General features: G+C 54.4%; 18 protein-coding genes and 1 pseudogene. 9 read left to right on the top strand and 10 right to left on the bottom strand.

The window, feature by feature from the left end; all coding sequences use genetic code 11:
* Nucleotides 1-37 precede the first annotated feature (37 nt).
* The 8 genes and pseudogenes from HMPREF2954_RS09600 to HMPREF2954_RS09570 all read right to left on the bottom strand — a co-directional run bounded on the left by HMPREF2954_RS09600 (nt 38) and on the right by HMPREF2954_RS09570 (nt 5,072).
* The gene (locus HMPREF2954_RS09600) at nt 38-868 is read right to left on the bottom strand and encodes a symmetrical bis(5'-nucleosyl)-tetraphosphatase (protein ID WP_045075678.1); all 831 of its coding nucleotides are present in this window, start codon (nt 866-868) and stop codon (nt 38-40) included.
* Nucleotides 869-947: 79 nt separating this feature from the next.
* Nucleotides 948-1,337, bottom strand: a complete 390-nt coding sequence (locus HMPREF2954_RS09595; RefSeq protein WP_003756963.1) for a RidA family protein — start codon at nt 1,335-1,337, stop codon at nt 948-950.
* Nucleotides 1,338-1,515: 178 nt separating this feature from the next.
* A complete protein-coding gene (hemW, locus tag HMPREF2954_RS09590) occupies nt 1,516-2,691 on the bottom strand; it encodes a radical SAM family heme chaperone HemW (RefSeq protein WP_045075681.1) in 1,176 nt (391 codons plus the stop codon).
* Between the two features lie 57 nt (nt 2,692-2,748).
* Nucleotides 2,749-3,342, bottom strand: coding sequence for an RdgB/HAM1 family non-canonical purine NTP pyrophosphatase (rdgB, locus tag HMPREF2954_RS09585; RefSeq protein ID WP_003741841.1), 594 nt, complete (start codon nt 3,340-3,342; stop codon nt 2,749-2,751).
* Nucleotides 3,343-3,351: 9 nt separating this feature from the next.
* Nucleotides 3,352-3,582 (bottom strand): NGO_0222 family membrane protein, encoded by a 231-nt coding sequence (locus tag HMPREF2954_RS09580; RefSeq protein WP_003741840.1) that lies wholly within the window; start codon nt 3,580-3,582, stop codon nt 3,352-3,354.
* Between the two features lie 139 nt (nt 3,583-3,721).
* A pseudogene (locus HMPREF2954_RS11875) lies at nt 3,722-3,935 on the bottom strand (HI_0552 family protein); the annotation flags it as partial.
* A 130-nt stretch (nt 3,936-4,065) separates the two neighbouring features.
* On the bottom strand, nt 4,066-4,686 hold the full coding sequence (locus tag HMPREF2954_RS09575; protein WP_045074821.1) for a DUF1269 domain-containing protein: 621 nt from the start codon (nt 4,684-4,686) through the stop codon (nt 4,066-4,068).
* Between the two features lie 155 nt (nt 4,687-4,841).
* Nucleotides 4,842-5,072, bottom strand: coding sequence for an NGO_0222 family membrane protein (locus HMPREF2954_RS09570; protein ID WP_045074819.1), 231 nt, complete (start codon nt 5,070-5,072; stop codon nt 4,842-4,844).
* Between the two features lie 285 nt (nt 5,073-5,357).
* Between HMPREF2954_RS09570 and HMPREF2954_RS09565 the strand changes: the two genes are divergently transcribed.
* The 3 genes from HMPREF2954_RS09565 to HMPREF2954_RS09555 are packed head-to-tail and all read left to right on the top strand — an operon-like array spanning nt 5,358 to nt 7,492.
* Nucleotides 5,358-6,335 (top strand): DNA polymerase III subunit delta', encoded by a 978-nt coding sequence (locus tag HMPREF2954_RS09565; protein WP_039855643.1) that lies wholly within the window; start codon nt 5,358-5,360, stop codon nt 6,333-6,335.
* A gap of 19 nt (nt 6,336-6,354) precedes the next feature.
* Complete coding sequence (locus tag HMPREF2954_RS09560) at nt 6,355-6,711, top strand: PilZ domain-containing protein (RefSeq protein WP_003760734.1); 357 nt, start codon at nt 6,355-6,357, stop codon at nt 6,709-6,711.
* 4 nt (nt 6,712-6,715) lie between these two features.
* Entirely contained in the window at nt 6,716-7,492 is a 777-nt protein-coding gene (locus HMPREF2954_RS09555) for a TatD family hydrolase (RefSeq protein WP_045074814.1), read from the top strand.
* Between the two features lie 74 nt (nt 7,493-7,566).
* Here the strand turns inward: HMPREF2954_RS09555 and HMPREF2954_RS09550 are convergent, their stop codons facing one another.
* Nucleotides 7,567-8,178: a CNP1-like family protein gene (locus HMPREF2954_RS09550; protein WP_039409827.1), complete on the bottom strand. Its 612-nt coding sequence runs from the start codon at nt 8,176-8,178 to the stop codon at nt 7,567-7,569.
* Between the two features lie 108 nt (nt 8,179-8,286).
* Between HMPREF2954_RS09550 and HMPREF2954_RS09545 the strand changes: the two genes are divergently transcribed.
* The 3 genes from HMPREF2954_RS09545 to pyrC all read left to right on the top strand — a co-directional run bounded on the left by HMPREF2954_RS09545 (nt 8,287) and on the right by pyrC (nt 10,394).
* Complete coding sequence (locus tag HMPREF2954_RS09545; RefSeq protein WP_009311572.1) at nt 8,287-8,511, top strand: sulfurtransferase TusA family protein; 225 nt, start codon at nt 8,287-8,289, stop codon at nt 8,509-8,511.
* Between the two features lie 13 nt (nt 8,512-8,524).
* Complete coding sequence (locus tag HMPREF2954_RS09540; protein WP_045074811.1) at nt 8,525-9,127, top strand: NMCC_0638 family (lipo)protein; 603 nt, start codon at nt 8,525-8,527, stop codon at nt 9,125-9,127.
* Nucleotides 9,128-9,359: 232 nt separating this feature from the next.
* Nucleotides 9,360-10,394 (top strand): dihydroorotase, encoded by a 1,035-nt coding sequence (gene pyrC / locus HMPREF2954_RS09535; protein WP_045074808.1) that lies wholly within the window; start codon nt 9,360-9,362, stop codon nt 10,392-10,394.
* A 330-nt stretch (nt 10,395-10,724) separates the two neighbouring features.
* On the opposite strand, the gene purL is transcribed toward pyrC, so the two are convergent.
* Nucleotides 10,725-14,681: a phosphoribosylformylglycinamidine synthase gene (gene purL, locus HMPREF2954_RS09530; protein ID WP_070689112.1), complete on the bottom strand. Its 3,957-nt coding sequence runs from the start codon at nt 14,679-14,681 to the stop codon at nt 10,725-10,727.
* Nucleotides 14,682-15,028: 347 nt separating this feature from the next.
* On the opposite strand from purL, the gene HMPREF2954_RS09525 reads away from it, so the two are divergent.
* The 3 genes from HMPREF2954_RS09525 (at nt 15,029) to murB (ending at nt 18,035) form a co-directional block, all read left to right on the top strand.
* Nucleotides 15,029-15,367, top strand: a complete 339-nt coding sequence (locus HMPREF2954_RS09525) for a P-II family nitrogen regulator (RefSeq protein ID WP_016687995.1) — start codon at nt 15,029-15,031, stop codon at nt 15,365-15,367.
* Nucleotides 15,368-15,538: 171 nt separating this feature from the next.
* Nucleotides 15,539-16,918 carry a multidrug efflux MATE transporter NorM gene (gene norM, locus HMPREF2954_RS09520; RefSeq protein ID WP_045074805.1) on the top strand — a complete coding sequence of 460 codons (1,380 nt, stop codon included), beginning with the start codon at nt 15,539-15,541 and terminating at the stop codon, nt 16,916-16,918.
* A 76-nt stretch (nt 16,919-16,994) separates the two neighbouring features.
* Complete coding sequence (murB, locus tag HMPREF2954_RS09515) at nt 16,995-18,035, top strand: UDP-N-acetylmuramate dehydrogenase (protein ID WP_070689111.1); 1,041 nt, start codon at nt 16,995-16,997, stop codon at nt 18,033-18,035.
* The last annotated feature ends 10 nt before the right edge of the window (nt 18,036-18,045 follow it).

Genomic DNA, 18,045 nt, shown 5'->3' with positions numbered 1-18,045 from the left:
CGCCTTGTCCTGATTTAAATTTAATCCACTATATGAATTATTTCAAAGCCGTTTTCCAGTCCAAACCGCCGAGGGAGGGGACTTGGGTAATACTGTGGTCGGCGAGGTTGATGGCGGTCAGTTCGCCGCCCCAAAGTGCGCCGGTGTCGAGGGAGAGGATGTTATCGGTGTTCATAAAGCCCAGCGAAGACCAGTGTCCGAAGACGATGGTGTGGCTGAGGTTTTGCCTGTTTGGGGCTTTAAACCAAGGGCGCAGGTTCGAGGGCATTTTTTTGAGGGTGGATTTGTAGTCGTAGTCGAGTTCGTTTTTCAGCGTCAGCGCACGCATTCGGGTGAAGACGTTGACAATCATGCGCAGGCGGTCGTAACCGGTCAGCTCGTCGCTCCACTCGGCGGGTTTGTTGCCATACATTTTGGAGAAAAACTTTTTGTATTTTTTGCCGCGCAACTCGGCTTCGGTTTCGCTGGCGAGCAATTCGGCGCGGGCGATGGTCCATTGGGGCAGGATGCCGGCGTGAACCATAACGTGGCGGACGCCTTTGATGAGCAGGGGTTGGAAACGCAGCCAGTCGAGCATTTTTTTGCTGTCGGGGTGGGTGAGGATGGGTGTGATGGTGTCGCTGCGTTTGACCGTGCCTTCGTTGCAGCCGACGGCGAGCAGGTGCAGGTCGTGGTTGCCGAGGACCATACGGACGCTGCTTTCGTGTTCCATGCAGAATTGGAGGACTTCAAGGGATTTGGGGCCGCGGTTGACGATGTCGCCGACGAGCCAGAGGGTGTCTGTGCCGTGGTTGAAGTTGATTTTGTCGAGCAGAAGGGTGAATTCGTCGAAGCAGCCTTGAATATCGCCGATTGCGTAGTGTGCCATTGTTGTTATTGTCCGATTGTGTGTGGTGTTTCAGACGACCTTTGGCTTGTGGGAGGTCGTCTGAAACGGGTTGTGTGTCTTATGCGTTCAGTACCAGCACGGCTTCGGCTTCGACCTGCACGCCTTTGGGCAGGGAGGCAACACCGACGGCGGCGCGGGCGGGGAAGGGTTCTTGGATGAACTCTGCCATGACTTCGTTGAAGACGGCGAAGTTGGCAAGGTCGGTCAGGTAGGCGTTGAGTTTGACGATGTCGCCCAGCGTGCCGCCTGCGGCTTCGGCGACGGCTTGCAGGTTTTTAAAAACCTGGCGTGCTTCGGCTCGGAAGTCGCCGTTGCCGACAACGGTCATGGTGGCGGGATCGAGGGGGATTTGACCGCTCATGTAAACGGTGTCGCCCGCGCGGACGGCTTGGCTGTATGCGCCGATGGCGGCAGGGGCTTTGTCAGTGTGGATGATGGTTTTGGACATGATTTTCTCCTGTTGTCGGGGTCGTCTGAAAGATGGGAACTTTGATGAAAACGGTGTCGATTATCGTATAAAACCGAGTGATTGTGTAGGGTATGGATATTTTCAGACGACCTTAATGAAGCGGCAGTCTGCGGATGTTACGGTTTGGTGTATCAAGGTCGTCTGAAAAAATCTGATCCTACAAAAAGCATTGCAACAAATCGTTTAAAAACAACCGTCCCCGTTCGGTCGGGCGGAACACGGTCGGATCGGTTGCCAACAAACCTTTTTGTCTTGCCGTTTCGATTTGCGCCATGATTTTGGCGGCGGGTACGCCTGTGCGTTCCTGCAACATTGCGGCGGGTACGCCGTCGGTCAGGCGCAGGGCGTTCATCATGAATTCGAACGGCAAATCTTCGGCGGCGACGGTTTTGCGTTCGACGGCAACACTTGGCTGACTTTGCATTAAGGCGAGGTAGTCGTTGGGATGGCGGCGGCGGACGGTGCGCTCGATGCGGTCGGGGTAGGAGATTTTGCCGTGCGCGCCCGCACCTATGCCCAAATAATCGCCGAACTGCCAGTAGTTCAAATTGTGGCGGCACTGCATGGCGGGTTTTGCAAAAGCCGATGTTTCGTAGTGGATAAAACCAGAGTCCTCCAGCGCGCCGTGTACCGCGTCTTCGATGTCCAATGCTGCTTCGTCTTGCGGTAAACCTTTCGGCGGCGTATGGCCGAACGGCGTGTTCGGCTCCATGGTCAGATGATACGCGCTGATGTGGGCCGCGCCCGTGGCGATGGCGGTTTGCACGTCATCCAAGGCCGTCTGAACGGTCTGGTTCGGCAGGGCATACATCAAGTCGATATTGACTTTATCAAATAATTTCAAGGCGGTAGCTATGGCGGTTAAGGCTTCTTTGCCGTTGTGGACGCGCCCCAGCCTTGAGAGCATATCGTCGTTAAAACTCTGCACGCCAATAGAAAGCCGCGTGATACCCGCATCTTTAAACCCTTGAAACTTCTCGATTTCAAACGTCCCCGGATTGGCTTCCAAAGTAATTTCCGCCTCCGGCTGCAAACGCAACAACGAACGCACGCCGCTCAACAAACGGTCAATCGATTCCGCCTGAAACAGGCTGGGCGTACCGCCGCCGAAAAATATCGTTTCCACCGGCCTGCCCCAAATATTGGGCAATTCGAGCTGCAAATCGGTCAGCAGTGCGTCGATATAGGCGGCTTCGGGCAATCCGTTTTTCAGACTGTGGGAATTGAAGTCGCAATACGGGCATTTTTTGATGCACCACGGGATGTGGATGTAGAGCGACAAGGGCGGCAGGGCGGTAAGCTGTCCCGCTTGGGGGAAGGTGATTTGGGTCATGGTGTGTTTTGGGGATTGAGGTCGTCTGAAATTTTTTCAGACGGCCTATCGATTGATTTATAGGGCTTCAATTTTTCTCAATAATTCCCGCAACGCCTGTCCCCTGTGGCTTTCGGCGTTTTTGATTTCGGGGGCAAGCTCGGCGGCGGTGCAGTTGTGTTCGGGCAGGTAGAAATGCGGGTCGTAGCCGAAGCCGTTGGTGCCTGCGGCTTCTGTCTGCCATTGTCCGTGCCAGATGCCTTCGGCGATGATGGGCTGCGGGTCGTTTTCGTGGCGGACGAGGACAAGGACGCAGGCATAATAACAGCTTTTGTCGGCTTTGTCGGCGAGGTCGTCTGAAAGGCGTTTGTTGTTGGCGGCATCGGATTTGGGGTTTGCTCCGGCATAGCGGGCGGAGAGGATACCGGGTGCGCCGTTTAATGCGGCGGCGCAGATACCGGAGTCGTCGGCGAGCGCGGGCAGGCCGCTGTGTTTGGCGGCGTGGCGGGCTTTGGCGAGCGCATTTTCGACGAAGGTGCGGTACGGCTCGGGGCATTCGGGCGTGTCGAACTGCGATTGCGGCAGGACTTCGATGTTCAAATCGGCGAAGAGGCGGGAAAATTCTTTGAGTTTGCCTGCGTTGCCGCTGGCGAGGACGATTTTGTCGAACATGGGTTTTCCTTAATGGGGTTCGGTTTGTTGCGAGCGCATGATTTGTGCGCGGGCTTTATGGCGGATGTAGAGGGCGAGGCTGCCGATTTGGGCGAAGACGGCGCCGAAGGCGAATAGGAAGGCGGCGACGGCGAATTGTTTGCTTTGGATGGAAAGCAGGTAGGCGCCCAACGTTACCAATGCGATGAAGAGCAGGGTGAAGAGGATGGTCAGAATGAGGAAGGTTCGGCGTTTGGTCATTGGTTTTGTTTGTTTCTTTTAGATTTCAGGTAGCCTTAACGGCAGATGGGGGAAGCTTGCTTCCGCTCACAGCCGCACATTGTGGCAGGCTTCGTACACTGGCAGCAGGCGGTGCAGGGTTTCGACTAGCCAGGTCGCGCTGCCAGCCGTTGCACCAGCGTTCGATATGCGGCGGGGCAAAGCCCGCGCCCAGTTGTGAGGCTACCTGTAAAACCAACGTGCGCCACACTTGCCACGCGGCTTTGTAGTCGGCCTTGCTTGGTTTGCGCTTCGGTTTCGGGCTGGTATTGGCGGATTTGGGCGAACTGGAAAAATGGGCGTTGGAATAGGTCGCAGCTTTGCGGGGTGAGCATGATGGTTTGGCGGGGCATGAAAAAGGGAGAGGCTACCTGAAAAATAGATTTTCAGGTAGCCTCAAACTGGTTTGGCATGCATCCGAAACGGAAAATTTGAGCGGTTACATACCTTGGGTTGGTGGCAGTGTTATTTCAACTTGGCTGCCAATTTGTCGAATTTTTGTTTGATGTCGGCCTTGAAGGCTTCCACTTTCTCTTTGCGCTCGGCTTTGCGCTGTTTTTTCCACGCTTCGTGTGCCTGACGTGCCACTTCTTCCTGCGCTTCTATTGCTGCCAATACGTCCTGTTGGGCAACGGCTGCATCTTGCCGGAGAATAACGGTTTCGAAACGGTGGAAGAAGGCATCCAATACAGCTTCGTCGGATTCTTGCGCCAAAATAATGATTGCAGTACTGCCGTTATCCAGTTTTTTGGCTGTATTTTCCAGCAACAACCCCTCTCCCAATGTTTGGGCAGTGCCTGCATCACTGCCGATGAGTGCGCCAGTAGCTCCACCCAACAGAACACCGATAGGACCGCCGAGAATGCCGACCAGTGAACCAATGAGGCCGCCCGTCCATGCGCCTTCGACCGTATTGGCGGTAAAGTCGGTGCTTTCTGCTGGGATAATCAGACCATTTTCCTTTTTAATCAAAACGGCTTGTGCCACCAAAGCATCTGTTGTCTGCGAGTAAGCTTTCAATTCAGAAAAGGCTTGATAAGCTTCGCTGGAGATGTTGAATAAGACAACGATGATGTTTTGTTTCATAAGTCTACTCCCGTGGGTTGAAAGATTTAAGAACATACAAGTTGTATGCGGTGTCAGTGTAAATTGCAAGGGGGGGGGGGAGCAATGCGGCAAACAAAACTTTACCTATGTAAAGCCTGTAGAACCGGCAAACGGATAACGAACAATACCCAGCCTTAATGGGATTCGGTTTGTTGCTCACGCATGATTTGTGCGCGGGCTTTGTGGCGGATGTAGAGGGTGAGGCTGCCGATTTGGGCGAAGACGGCGCCGAATGCGAACAGGAAGGCGGCGACGGCGAATTGTTTGCTTTGGATGGAAAGCAGGTAGCCGCCGAGCATGATGAGCGCGATGAAAATCAGGGTGAACAGGGCGGTCAGCAGCAGGTAGGTTTTTTGTCGGTTCATGATTGAAAGGGTGAAAGTGAATGAGGCGGATTATAGCGCAGGCTGTTGTTTGAAATTTGAAAAAAGTGTCCCGCGGGTTTTGTTGTGCTACACATTTTGTCAGGCAAACTGTGTGAACAGCCTGTGTATAAATCGGTTTGACGATTGATATACAAGCAAAAAATCATGTTGTTTAAAAATGATGCACATCCGGTAAGGTCGTCTGAAACGGAAGCCGCTTTTCAGACGACCTCTAACATTTCCCTGTATAATCACGCTTTTGTTTAAAAGCTTGTACTTTCCAATATGATTTATCCGTGGCATCAAAACCAGTGGCGGCAGCTTGCTGATCATTGGGAAAACCGTCCGAACGCTTGGCTGTTTACCGGCAAGGAAAATACCGGCAAAACAGCGTTTGCGCGGTTTGTGGCACAGGCTTTGCTGTGTGAATCGCCTCGGGAAGATCATCAGCCTTGCGGCGTATGCGCTTCGTGTCATTTGTTTTCGCAAAACAGCCATCCCGATTTTTACGAACTCACTCCTGAAATCCCCGAAGATGGTGCGGTCGGGAGAAAATTGTTGCAGATTAAAATCGATGCCGTGCGCGATATTGTGGAAAACATTTATCTGACGGCTGTGCGCGGAGGATTGCGGGTGGTATTGGTGCATCCCGCTGAAAGCATGAACGTGCAGGCGGCAAACGGGTTGCTCAAAGCTTTGGAAGAGCCACCGCAACATGTTGTTTTTTTAATGGTTACGCATGCACGCGACAAGCTTCTTCCGACCATTAAAAGCCGTTGCCGCCAGATGGTTCTGCCCGCACCTTCGCGAGATGAAGCTTTGGCATATCTTCGAGAAGAGGGTGTGGACGATGCGCAATCGTTGCTGGCTTTTCACAGCGGCGCGCCGTTGTTTGCCCATACGCCTGAAATCGATGACTTGCGCGAAGAGCTGCTCACTTTACTTGCCGCGCCGCGCCTGTTGACGATACTCGACTACGCTGCCACGTTCGACAAACACAAGCAGCCGTTGGCAGTCTTCATTGATTGGATGCAGAAATGGCTGTTGGATGTCGGCTTGGCGCAACAACAAATGCCGCCGCTTTATTATCCCGATTACGCGCAGGCATTGTCGCAGACGGCTTCCAAAACCGACCCGCGCCGTTTGTTTGCGCTGACAGGTCGTCTGAATGCACTCAGCCCTTACGGATACCACACCTTGAGTGTTAAAATGCAGCTTGAGTATCTGCTGACTGAATATCTCGAATTTTGGCAAAACAAATAATTAGATAAGGTAAAACAAAATGGTAAACAACAATAAAGACATTCCGGCGAAAATGATGGCGTTGCAGCTCAAAGACCCGACTCTGCTCTACAACTGCTATATGCCGTTTCTCGAACACGGCGGACTTTTCGTTCCGACCGAAGACGTATTTTCATTAGGCGAAGATATCCTGCTTGCCGTTGAAATCGCCGATTACCCCAAACGCTTCCTGCCTACCAAAGTCGTCTGGATCAACCCTGCCCGTACTTCCGCCCACCGCCCTAAAGGTGTCGGACTGGCATTTTCCGAACACGAGAGCTGCCTTCAGGCGAAAACCCTGATTGAAGGCGAGCTGGGACCGAAACTGCGCAGCGACCGCGTTACCTTCACGCTTTAAAATCATGCATTTAATCGATTCACATTGCCATCTCAATTTCGAAGGCTTGAGCAACCGCCTGCCTGAAGTGTTCGCCAATATGGGACAACAAAGCGTCAAACAGGCGCTTGCCATCAGCGTAAGCAAACAGAGTTTCGCCGAAGTCTTCGACATTGCCCAAGCCAATGAACAGATTTACTGCACCATAGGCGTCCACCCCGACAGCCAAGAAGCCGAAGAATTTACCGTTTCCGAAATGGTTGAAGCGGCAAAACATCCGAAAGTCGTCGGCATAGGCGAAACGGGCTTGGATTATTATTGGTGCAAAGGCGATTTGGCATGGCAGCACCGCCGCTTTGCCGAACACATCCAAGCCGCCAATGAAAGCGGTTTGCCCGTGATTGTCCATACCCGCGATGCTGCCGCCGATACTTTGGCGATTCTGAAAGAAGGTCAAACCAACTCGGGCGTTATCCACTGCTTCACCGAAGATACCGCTTTTGCCAAAGCTGCCTTGGATTTGGGGCTGTACATTTCCTTCTCCGGCATTGTTACTTTCAAAAATGCCCCGCAAATTCAGGAAGCTGCCAAATACGTCCCTGCGGACAGAATGCTGGTTGAAACCGATGCACCATTTCTCGCCCCTGTTCCAAAACGTGGCAAACCTAACGAACCTTCCTATGTCCGCTATACCGCCGAGTTTGTAGCGAAACTGCGTGGCGAATCCGTAGAAACGCTTGCTGCTTACACCAGCGACAATTTCTATCGTTTGTTCAATAAAGTACCCGACATCCGTGTTTGATTCGAATGGAAAAAGGTCGTCTGAAAATGCTTCAGACGACCTTTTTTGATGTTTGAAACCGTCAAACGGCTTGCTTATTTGTCGTGGCGCACCATCTTCGGCGCGTAGCGTCCGGCGCGTTCTTTGAGGCGTTTGACCAGGCCTTCGGTGGTGTTCGGTACACCGTCGACACAGAAGGCCTGGTAGAGGACGGCACGCATTGCATCGTTTTTGTTGAAGGTTGAGCCTATGGGTTTCCATTCGGCTTTGCGCGGCTCGATCCAGCGGCGGTTGACGGTGTCGCCGTAGCCGAACACTTTATAAGACGAGCGTTTGTCTTTGCCATATGTGAAGGAAGAGTGGGCGCAGAAGAGGCCTTCGACGGTCAGGTTGTCATGGCCTTTGTCGGAACGGACGTTGAGGATGTAGCGGATGCTGCCGTCGGGAGAGGGCATGATTTGCAGGCTGCTGAGGAGGATTTTGGGCTGTTTGCCGTAGTCTTCGCTGACGTAGAGGTCGAACCAGTCGCCGGATTGGGTGTCGGGCAGCGGCGGGAGCGCAGTTTTTTGTTCGGCGAACTCGCGGGCTGCGGCTTCTTCGGGGCTTTCTTTGTAGCGTGTGTTGAAGGGGGTATCTTTTTCGCTGAATCCGGCGGCGTTGACTGCCGTGGCGGCGAGGCAGAGGGTTAGGAGGGCGAGACGGCGCATGGTGTGCTCCAAAGTGAAAAACGGCTTTATTTTATGGGTTCGGCGGGGTGGGGTGCAAGTAAGTACGGTATAATTCATGTTAATCCTGTTAACGGAACATCCGAAAATATGAACGCACACACCTTAGACCTGAAGGGGCTCAGATGCCCTTTGCCGATTTTGAAAACCAAAAAAGCCTTGGCGCAAATGGAGGCGGGCGAAGTCCTGACCGTGTTGGCGACCGACGGCGGCGCGCCCGGCGATTTTGAGGCTTTCTGCCGCCAGACCGGGCATGTCTTGCTCGAATCGCGCGAAGAAGACGGCGTGTTCACGCTGGTCGTGAAACATAAATAGAGGTCGTCTGAAAATGGCGAAACGTCCGATTTCAAGGCTTTTGACGCTTGCCACTTTCTCCGTTTTATTGGCGGCGTGCGGCAGGGAAGAAGTGCCGCCTGAGCAGATGGCGGATCGTGCGAACGCGGCGGCGGAATTGTTCCGTCAAGGCTGCGTCGCTTTTGACGGGGCTGCCGATAAAGTGCGCGCGTTTGCCGATAATGAAAAACTGACGGCTTTGAACGCGGAAGAAATCGGCAGGCTGCCCGCAGGTTTCATTGAGCCGGATGCGCTTGCCGTTTGGAAGAAAAAGCAGGACGGCGCGGATTATTATTTGAGCCTGAGCGGCGACAGTTGCAGCGTGAAGACGGCGCGGGCGGACGAAAACTTGATACGCAAGCAGTTTATGGTGTTGGTGGAAAACCCGCCGAAGGGTTTGAACAACGAATTGCGCACCGATCAAGCCTCCGAATCGCCGGTTCCGATCCGTCAGCTGTCCTATGCGTGGCGCGCGTCGGGCAGTCCGGAAGAAACCCTGCTGACCGTCAAAACCACCCCGTCCGACCAGTTGCCCGTGCAGGCGGTGTTTTACCTGACGCATCAGTCCTACAACGGCAAACCTGTCCTTGTGCAATAGTCTTTTCAGACGAGCTTTGGGGCTGTCGCCATTCAATAGTTTCCGTGTCTTTTTATCCTCAAAGCGGCATCTTCCACGTTGGAAATCCTCACAAGGTGTCCAACCTTGTTGCGGTTTCCGCCTTGAATCTTCCGCTTTGTGAACAAAAATCCACTGAGAAAATGAAATGTTGACAGCCCCTAGGAAGCATCAAGGGGTCGTCTGAAACCCAAAAATCTAAAAAGGAACACCCATGCAAACCCTGACCATAACCCGCCCCGACGATATGCACCTGCACCTGCGCGACGGCGACGCGCTCAAAGCCGTTGCCCCCTATACTGCCCGCCAGATGGGGCGCGCCGTCATCATGCCCAACCTCAAGCCGCCCGTCGTCAGCGTTGCCGACGCGCTTGCCTACAAAGCGCGCATCATGGCGGCATTGCCCGAAGGCAGCGCGTTTGAGCCGTTGATGACGCTTTACCTGACCGACCAAGCCACACCCGAGCTGGTGCGCGAAGCCAAAGCCGCCGGCATCGTCGCCTTCAAACTCTACCCCGCAGGCGCAACGACCAATTCCGATTCCGGCGTAACCGACCTGTTCAAACTCATTCCCGTGTTGGAAGAAATGGCAAAACAGGGCATCCTGTTCCTCGTTCACGGCGAAGTAACCGACCCCGAAATCGACATCTTCGACCGCGAAGCCGCCTTTATCGAGCGCGTAATGAAACCCGTTTTGGCGCAAGTACCGAATCTCAAAGTCGTGTTTGAGCACATCACCACCGCCGAAGCCGCCCGCCTCGTTTTGGAAGCAGGCGACAACGTTGCCGCCTCCGTTACACCGCAACACCTCCTGCTCAACCGCAACGACCTCTTGGTCGGCGGCGTGCGCCCCCATCATTTCTGCCTGCCGGTACTCAAACGCGAAACCCACCGTCAGGCATTGGTCGCCGCCGTTACCGGCGAGAAGGCGCACAAATTCTTCCTCGGCACCGACTCCGCGCCGCACGCCAAATCCGCCAAAGAAAACGCCTGCGGCTGCGCCGGCATGTTCAGCGCCATGACCGCCATCGAGCTTTACGCCGAAGTGTTTGAAAAAGCAGGCGCGTTGGACAAACTCGAAGCCTTCGCCTCGAAAAACGGCGCAAGGTTCTACGGCATTCCCGAAAACGCCGACACGATCACCCTCGTCAAACAAAGCCAAACCGTCCCCGCAAGCGTTCCCTACGGCGACGGCGAACTCGTCCCGATGCGCGCGGGCGGCGAGATAGGCTGGACAGTCAAATATTGAGCTGCACACCATGACCGCATGAAAATGCCTGCCCGAAAAAGGGGCAGGCATTTTGGTTTTATGGCGAATTCAAATGGGAAATATTCAATCATCGTCATTCTCGCGCAGGTGGGAATCCAGAAGCTTGGATTTACAGTAGTCTTTGAGTATTTCTGAAATGTAGAGATCTGGATTCCCGCCTGCGCGGGAATGACGGCGGTCGGTTCGGTCTTTATACGCAAAAGAACATATAAGAACATATAAAGGTCGTCTGAAAACGAATATAGCAGAATCCGCTAAATCGTTTTCAGACGACCTTTTCTTTAAAGCCGAATCAAATCAGCCTGCCGGTTAACCCAAAGCCTTCCTTGCTCCGGCGAAGAGGCGGTACCAGCCGGACAGTTCCGTCCAGTCTTCCGGTTTCCAGCTCATTTGCGCGGCGCGGTACACGCGTTCGGGGTGGGGCATCATGATGGTGACGCGGCCGTCGGCGTTGGTAACGCCGGCGATGCCTTGCGGCGAGCCGTTGGGGTTGAGCGGGTAGGTTTGGGTAACCTGGTTTTGTCCGTCGACGTATTGCAGCGCGATGCCGAGGCCGTCTGAAATTTTGCCGCCGTGAAGCGCGAAGTCGGCGCGGCCTTCGCCGTGGCTGACGACGACGGGCAGGCTGGAGCCTTGCATTTCGTTCAGGATCAGGGAGGCTGATTTGGGGACGTGAACCATGCTCAGGCGCGCTTCGAACTGTTCGCTCAGGTTGCGTTTGAACTTCGGCCAGCCTGCCGTGCCGGGGATGATTTCGGCGAGGTTGCTGACCATCTGGCAGCCGTTGCACACGCCCAGTGTCAGCGTGTCCGGGTCGGCGAAGAAGGCGGCGAACTGGTCGCGCAAGGCGGGGTGGAACAGGATGGATTTCGCCCAGCCTTCGCCTGCGCCGAGTACGTCGCCGTAGCTGAAGCCGCCGCACGCCGCCAGCATTTTGAAGTCGGCAAGGCGGACGCGGCCTGCCATCAGGTCGGACATATGCACGTCGTAGGCATCGAATCCGGCGCGGGTGAAGGCGGCGGCCATTTCGATTTGCCCGTTCACGCCCTGTTCGCGCAGGACGGCGATTTTGGGTTTGGCGCCGCTGTTGACGAAAGGCGCGGCGATGTCTTCGTTTACGTCAAATTTCACGTCGGCAAACAATGCGCTGCGGTCTTTATCACCAATCAGGGCGAACTCGCTGTCGGCGCAGGCGGGGTTGTCGCGCAGGCGTTGGATGGCGTGGCTGGTTTCCTGCCATGCGCGTTGCAGGTCGGCACGGTTTTGTTCTAGGAAATAACCGTAACCAAAGAAAGAAATAGACTCATTGTCAAAATCAGGAGAGCCAATCCAGCTTACTGCATTGATTAAGTTAGCTGCTTTAAATGCTGCATTAACGTAATCTCTATCTTTTTGGCGAATTTGGATAACCGCACCTAATTCTTCATTGAATAAGATTTTAATGGCGGCATTATTATAAAGTTCGTCAGATAAGTCTTCGGCTGGATCACCTTGGAAATTCGGGTGATGAATCGGCAGGAATTTATCAATCAAGCAATCTATATCAGCGCTAATACCGCACCGCCCCGCAAACGCCATTTCCGCCAGCGTGGCAAACAAGCCGCCGTCGCTGCGGTCATGATACGCCAAGAGTTTGTCTTCGGCGACAAGTTGCTGAATCACGCTGTAAAAGGCTTTCAGACGACCCGTATCGTCCAAATCGGGCGCTTCGCCGCTCATATTGTTATAGACCTGACCGAACGCCGAGCCGCCCATGCGTGCTTTGCCGAAGCCCAAATCGATAAACAGCAATACGCTGTCTTCGACGTTTTTCAACTCGGGCGTAACGGTTTTGCGTACGTCTTTGACAGGCGCGAACGCGGAGATAATCAGGCTCAACGGCGAGACGACGGATTTTTTCTCTTCGCCGTCCTGCCAAACGGTTTTCATCGACAGGCTGTCTTTGCCCACGGGGATGCTCAAGTCCAATGCCTGACAGGCTTGGGAGACAGCTTCGACGGTGCGGTAGAGTTTTTCGTCTTCGCCCTCGTTGCCGCACGCCGCCATCCAGTTGGCGGAAAGTTTGATGTTGCCGATGTCGCCGATGTTGACCGCCGCGATGTTGGTGATGGCTTCGCCGATGCACATTCTGCCCGAGGCAGGTGCGTCAAACAGGGCGACGGTCGGTTTTTCGCCCATAGACATTGCTTCGCCGCGATAGGTGTTGAAACCCATCATGGTAACGGCGCAGTCGGCTACGGGGGTTTGGTATTTGCCGACCATTTGGTCGCGGTGGGTCATGCCGCCGACGCTGCGGTCGCCGATGGTAATCAGGAAGTTTTTGGCGGCAACGGCAGGCAGGCGCAGAACGCGGTAGGCGGCTTCGGTGATGTCGATATCGCCGGCGTTAAACGGTTTTTCAGACGACCTCACGGTTTGGTCGCTGCGCGTGGTTTTGGGCGGTTTACCGAGCAAGACGTTCAGCGGCAAATCGACGGGATTGTTGGAGAACAAATCGTCGCGTACTTTCAAATGGCCGTCGTCAGTCGCCGTGCCGACCACGGCAAACGGGCAGCGTTCGCGTTCGCAGATGGCGCTGAAGGTGTCCAAATCTTTTTCCAAAATCGATAACACATAACGCTCTTGCGATTCGTTACACCAGATTTGCAGCGGGTTGAGGCCGTGTTCTTCCAGCGGCACTTCGCGCAGCTTGAATACCGCGCCGCGTCCGGCATCGTTGACGAGTTCGGGGAAGGCGTTGGACAGACCGCCCGCGCCGACGTCGTGGATGGAAATAATCGGGTTTTGGTCGCCGAGCTGCCAGCAGCGGTCAATCACTTCCTGCGCGCGGCGTTCGATTTCAGGGTTGCCGCGTTGTACGGAATTGAAGTCCAAAGACGCGTCGTTTGTACCGGTATTCATGGATGAAGCCGCACCGCCGCCCAAGCCGATAAGCATACCCGGGCCGCCCAGTTGAATCAGTAACGCGCCTTCGGGGATTTCGTCTTTGTGCGTCTGCTGCGCCTGAATGCTGCCCAAGCCGCCGGCGATCATAATCGGTTTGTGGTAGCCGCGAACCTGACCGTCAAACTTCTCTTCAAAAGTGCGGAAGTAGCCCAAGAGGTTCGGGCGGCCGAATTCGTTGTTGAACGCCGCGCCGCCGATGGGGCCTTCAATCATGATGTCTAGCGGCGAGGAAATGTGTTCCGGCTTGCCGTAGTCTTGTTCCCACGGCTGTTTGAGGTCGGGGATGTTGAGGTTGGAGACGGTAAAGCCGGTCAAGCCCGCTTTCGGACGCGAACCTTTGCCCGTTGCACCTTCGTCGCGGATTTCGCCGCCCGCGCCCGTTGCCGCACCCGCAAACGGCGCGATGGCGGTCGGGTGGTTGTGCGTTTCCACTTTCATGATGATATGCGTGTCTTCTTCGTGGAAACGGTAGCCTTGGTTTTCCGCCGCATTTGGATAGAAACGCTCGATTTTCGCGCCTTCGATCACGGACGAATTGTCTTTATAAGCAACGACCGTGCCTTCGGGATGCGCGTTGTGCGTATCGCGAATCATACCGAAGAGCGATTTCGGCTGTCTTTCGCCGTTGAGGATGAAATCGGCGTTGAAGATTTTGTGGCGGCAGTGTTCGCTGTTTGCCTGCGCGAACATCATCAACTCCACATCGGACGGATTGCGCTGCAAAGCCTGATAGTTTTCAACCAGATAATCGATTTCGTCGGCGGAGAGCGCCAAACCCATTTCGGTATTGGCTTTAACCAAAGCCTCTTTACCGCCGCCCAAAACATCGACGGTGGAAAAGGTTTCGGATTCGAGATGGTGGAATAATTTGGAGGCCGTCTGAAAATCGGGCAGCACGGATTCGGTCATGCGGTCGTGCAGCAACGCTGCCCATTGCTGTTTCTCATCGTCGTTCAGACGACCTTCCAGCCACACCGCCATGCCGCGTTCGATGCGCTCTATGCCTTCCAAACCGCAGTTTTCCGCGATATTGGTCGCCTTGGAAGCCCACGGCGAAATCGTACCCAAACGGGGCGTGACCAAAAATAAATGCAAGCCCTCGCGCGCTTCGGGCGTTTGTTCAACGCTTTGCGCCGCCAACAAGGCTTGCAGTTTTTCGACAGTCGCGGCATTCAGTGCTTTCTCGCTGCCGACAAAATACCAAAATTCGCTTTTCAGTTTCACTTCGGGCAGGCCGAGTGCGGCCGCTTTTTGCAAGAGTTTTTCAACACGGAAATCGGAAAGGGCGGTAACGCCGCGCAAGGGCAAAACAACAGACATGATTCAGCTCTCAAATGCGGTTGGGAAAGGCTGTATTATACGCCGAATGGGTCTGGGTTGCTTGGTAATTTGGGTGAAAATGTTGACAATTTTTCAGACGATCTGCGGCCTGGGAAATGTAGGGGTCGTCTGAAAATATTAAGGCATAAGGGCTTTATCTGTTTTTCTGATTTTCGTCGAAAGTCGGGTATGTGGAAAATTGCAGGAAGTAGAAGGAAGCAACTGTTTCCTTATGTCTTTATGTCAAATACCGTCATGCCCGCATCGCTGAGTGAAACGTACCGCTTATCGTTTCCCTGCTGCTTCTGTTATATTTGCCGTTTGTTCCTATCTAATCGGAGTGTGCCATGAAAAAAATCGAAGCCATCATCAAACCCTTCAAACTCGACGACGTGCGCGAAGCCCTTACCGAAATCGGCATCACCGGCATGACCGTCAGCGAAGTTAAAGGATTTGGCCGTCAGAAAGGGCATACGGAAATCTACCGCGGCGCGGAATATGCCGTCGATTTTCTGCCCAAAGTTAAAGTTGAATTGATTATTGCCGATGAAGATGTCGAAAGAGTGATTGACGTTATCATCGAAAACGCCCGTTCCGGCAAAATCGGCGACGGCAAAATCTTCGTGCTGCCTGTGGAAGAAGCCATCCGCATCCGTACGGGCGAACGCTCCGAAGCGGCGATTTGACGGTTTTTAGACGACATTGGGGGTGTTTAAGGTCGTCTGAAAGACTTTCTGGCTGTCCATCAATCGTTGTTTCCAATATAATTCCGTTTTCAAATCCCATACGGAACAGGCCGTCTGTTTTCAGACGACCTGTTTCTTTATTTCCGCTTTTTTAAAGTCCTACAAACACTTATGCTACTCGACCTCAACCGCTTTTCCTTTTCCGTCTTCCTGAAAGAAGTCCGCCTGCTGGCCGCCCTTGCCCTGCCCATGCTGCTGGCGCAGGTCGCGCAGGTGGGCATCGGTTTCGTCGATACCGTGATGGCGGGCGATGCGAGTACGGAGGACTTGGCGGCGGTGGCGTTGGGCAGCAGCGCGTTTGCCACGGTTTATATTACGTTTATGGGCATTATGGCGGCGCTGAACTCGCTGATTGCCCAGCTTTACGGCGCGGGTAAAACCGACGAAGTAGGCGAAACGGGGCGGCAGGGGATTTGGTTCGGGCTGTTTTTGGGGATTTTCGGCATGGTATTGATGTGGACGGCGATTACGCCGTTCCGCAATTGGCTGACCTTGAGCGATTATGTGGAAGGCACGATGGCGCAGTATATGTTGTTCACCAGTCTGGCGATGCCGGCGGCAATGGTGCACCGCGCCTTACACGCCTACGCTTCCAGCCTGAACCGCCCGCGCCTGATTATGTTGGTCAGCTTCGCGGCGTTTGTGTTGAACGTGCCGCTGAACTATATTTTTGTTTACGGCAAATTCGGTATGCCCGCTTTGGGCGGCGCGGGCTGCGGGTTGGCAACGATGGCGGTGTTCTGGTTCAGCGCGCTGGCGTTGTGGATTTATATCGCTAAGGAAAAATTCTTCCGCCCATTCGGACTGACGGCAAAATTCGGCAAACCGGATTGGGCGGTGTTCAAACAGATTTGGAAAATCGGCGCGCCCATCGGGCTGTCTTATTTTTTGGAAGCCAGCGCGTTTTCGTTTATCGTATTTTTGATTGCGCCTTTCGGCGAGGCTTATGTGGCGGCGCAGCAGGTCGGCATCAGTTTGTCGGGGATTCTCTATATGATTCCGCAAAGCGTCGGCTCGGCGGGGACGGTGCGCATCGGTTTTTCTCTGGGGCGGCGCGAATTTTCGCGGGCGCGTTATATTTCGGGCGTATCGCTGGTGTTGGGTTGGATGCTCGCCGTGATTACCGTGCTTTCCTTGGTATTATTCCGTTCCCCGCTGGCAAGCATGTACAACAATGACCCGGCGGTTTTAAGCATCGCCGCCACCGTCCTGCTGTTCGCCGGCTTATTCCAACCGGCAGACTTCACCCAATGCATCGCGTCCTACGCCCTACGCGGCTACAAAGTCACCAAGGTGCCGATGTTCATCCACGCCACCGCCTTCTGGGGCTGCGGCCTGCTGCCGGGCTACCTGCTCGCCTACCGTTTCGATATGGGCATTTACGGCTTCTGGACGGCATTGATTGCCTCGCTCACTATCGCAGCCATCGCCTTGGTGTGGTGCTTGGAATTGTGCAGCAGGGAGATGGTCAGATCGCATAAGGTCGTCTGAAAACTCCGCCGATTAAAATATCGAAACAATGGGCTAAAGCCCGCCACTGACAATACCTATTTTAAAGTTTAAACCCATGCAACCCATCCAATACCAAACCGACCTCACCCCCTACAACACCTTCGGCCTTCGCGCCCAAGCCCGAGCCTTTATCGCGCTCGAACACGCCGACGAGTTGCGCGACATCGTCCGATTGCCCGAGTTCGACCGCGATACCGTTTTATGGCTCGGCGGCGGCAGCAACATCCTCTTGATGCAGGATTACGCCGGACTGGTCGTCCATATGGAAAACAAAGGCATACGCGAGATTGCGCGTTCAGACGACCTCGTTTACATCGAAGCGCAGGCGGGCGAAATCTGGCACGATTTTGTCCTGCACACTGTCGCGCTGAGCTTGAACGGCCTGGAAAATCTAAGCCTGATTCCGGGCACGGTCGGCGCGTCGCCCGTGCAGAACATCGGCGCATACGGCGTGGAAGCGAAAGACGTGATTCACAGCGTGCGCTGTTTCGATTTGGATACGGAAGCCTTTGTCGAGCTTTCCAATGCCGACTGCCGCTTCGCCTACCGCGAAAGCCTGTTCAAGCAGGAAGGCAAAGGGCGTTATGTGATTGTTTCGGTCGTATTCGCCCTGAAAGAGCGTTTCGAGCCGAATTTGGGTTACGGCGATTTGGCAGCCGCCGTTGCCGAACTGAGCGCGGGCAGGGCCACGACGGCGAAAGATGTTTCCGATGCAGTGTGTGCAATCCGCAACAGTAAACTGCCTAATCCTAACGTACTTGGTAATGTCGGTAGTTTCTTTAAAAACCCCGTCGTCAGCGCGGAAAAAGCCGCTTCCCTGTTGCAGCAGCATCCCGATATGCCGCGCTATCCGCAGCCCGATGGTTCGGTCAAGCTTGCGGCAGGCTGGCTGATCGACCAATGTCGTCTGAAAGGCTTCCAAATCGGCGGCGCGGCGGTACACGACAGGCAGGCTTTGGTTTTAGTGAATAAAAACAATGCTTCTTCAGACGACGTCCGGCAACTGGCGCAACATGTCTGCGATACAGTATTTACTCGATTTCAGGTAGAATTACACGCCGAACCCAATTGGCTGCCCGCTTCGTTCAGCCTGTAAATCCAAGGAG

This window comes from Neisseria sp. HMSC067H09 (assembly GCF_001814135.1).
Taxonomy (GTDB): Bacteria; Pseudomonadota; Gammaproteobacteria; order Burkholderiales; family Neisseriaceae; genus Neisseria.
The sequence above is the reverse complement of the archived record's forward strand: the minus strand, read 5'-3'. Positions and strand labels throughout refer to the sequence as shown.

Bases quoted from the DNA above. Each gene is read 5' to 3' on its own strand.
- hemW (WP_045075681.1), bottom strand. From the start codon at position 2,691: ATGACCCAAATCACCTTCCCCCAAGCGGGACAGCTTACCGCCCTGCCG.
- HMPREF2954_RS09600 (WP_045075678.1), bottom strand. From the start codon at position 868: ATGGCACACTACGCAATCGGCGATATTCAAGGCTGCTTCGACGAATTC.
- HMPREF2954_RS09565 (WP_039855643.1), top strand. From the start codon at position 5,358: ATGATTTATCCGTGGCATCAAAACCAGTGGCGGCAGCTTGCTGATCAT.
- HMPREF2954_RS09595 (WP_003756963.1), bottom strand. From the start codon at position 1,337: ATGTCCAAAACCATCATCCACACTGACAAAGCCCCTGCCGCCATCGGC.
- HMPREF2954_RS09545 (WP_009311572.1), top strand. From the start codon at position 8,287: ATGAACGCACACACCTTAGACCTGAAGGGGCTCAGATGCCCTTTGCCG.
- HMPREF2954_RS09575 (WP_045074821.1), bottom strand. From the start codon at position 4,686: ATGAAACAAAACATCATCGTTGTCTTATTCAACATCTCCAGCGAAGCT.
- HMPREF2954_RS09580 (WP_003741840.1), bottom strand. From the start codon at position 3,582: ATGACCAAACGCCGAACCTTCCTCATTCTGACCATCCTCTTCACCCTG.
- HMPREF2954_RS09560 (WP_003760734.1), top strand. From the start codon at position 6,355: ATGGTAAACAACAATAAAGACATTCCGGCGAAAATGATGGCGTTGCAG.
- HMPREF2954_RS09525 (WP_016687995.1), top strand. From the start codon at position 15,029: ATGAAAAAAATCGAAGCCATCATCAAACCCTTCAAACTCGACGACGTG.
- HMPREF2954_RS09570 (WP_045074819.1), bottom strand. From the start codon at position 5,072: ATGAACCGACAAAAAACCTACCTGCTGCTGACCGCCCTGTTCACCCTG.
- HMPREF2954_RS09550 (WP_039409827.1), bottom strand. From the start codon at position 8,178: ATGCGCCGTCTCGCCCTCCTAACCCTCTGCCTCGCCGCCACGGCAGTC.
- HMPREF2954_RS09540 (WP_045074811.1), top strand. From the start codon at position 8,525: ATGGCGAAACGTCCGATTTCAAGGCTTTTGACGCTTGCCACTTTCTCC.
- pyrC (WP_045074808.1), top strand. From the start codon at position 9,360: ATGCAAACCCTGACCATAACCCGCCCCGACGATATGCACCTGCACCTG.
- murB (WP_070689111.1), top strand. From the start codon at position 16,995: ATGCAACCCATCCAATACCAAACCGACCTCACCCCCTACAACACCTTC.
- norM (WP_045074805.1), top strand. From the start codon at position 15,539: ATGCTACTCGACCTCAACCGCTTTTCCTTTTCCGTCTTCCTGAAAGAA.
- HMPREF2954_RS09555 (WP_045074814.1), top strand. From the start codon at position 6,716: ATGCATTTAATCGATTCACATTGCCATCTCAATTTCGAAGGCTTGAGC.
- purL (WP_070689112.1), bottom strand. From the start codon at position 14,681: ATGTCTGTTGTTTTGCCCTTGCGCGGCGTTACCGCCCTTTCCGATTTC.
- rdgB (WP_003741841.1), bottom strand. From the start codon at position 3,342: ATGTTCGACAAAATCGTCCTCGCCAGCGGCAACGCAGGCAAACTCAAA.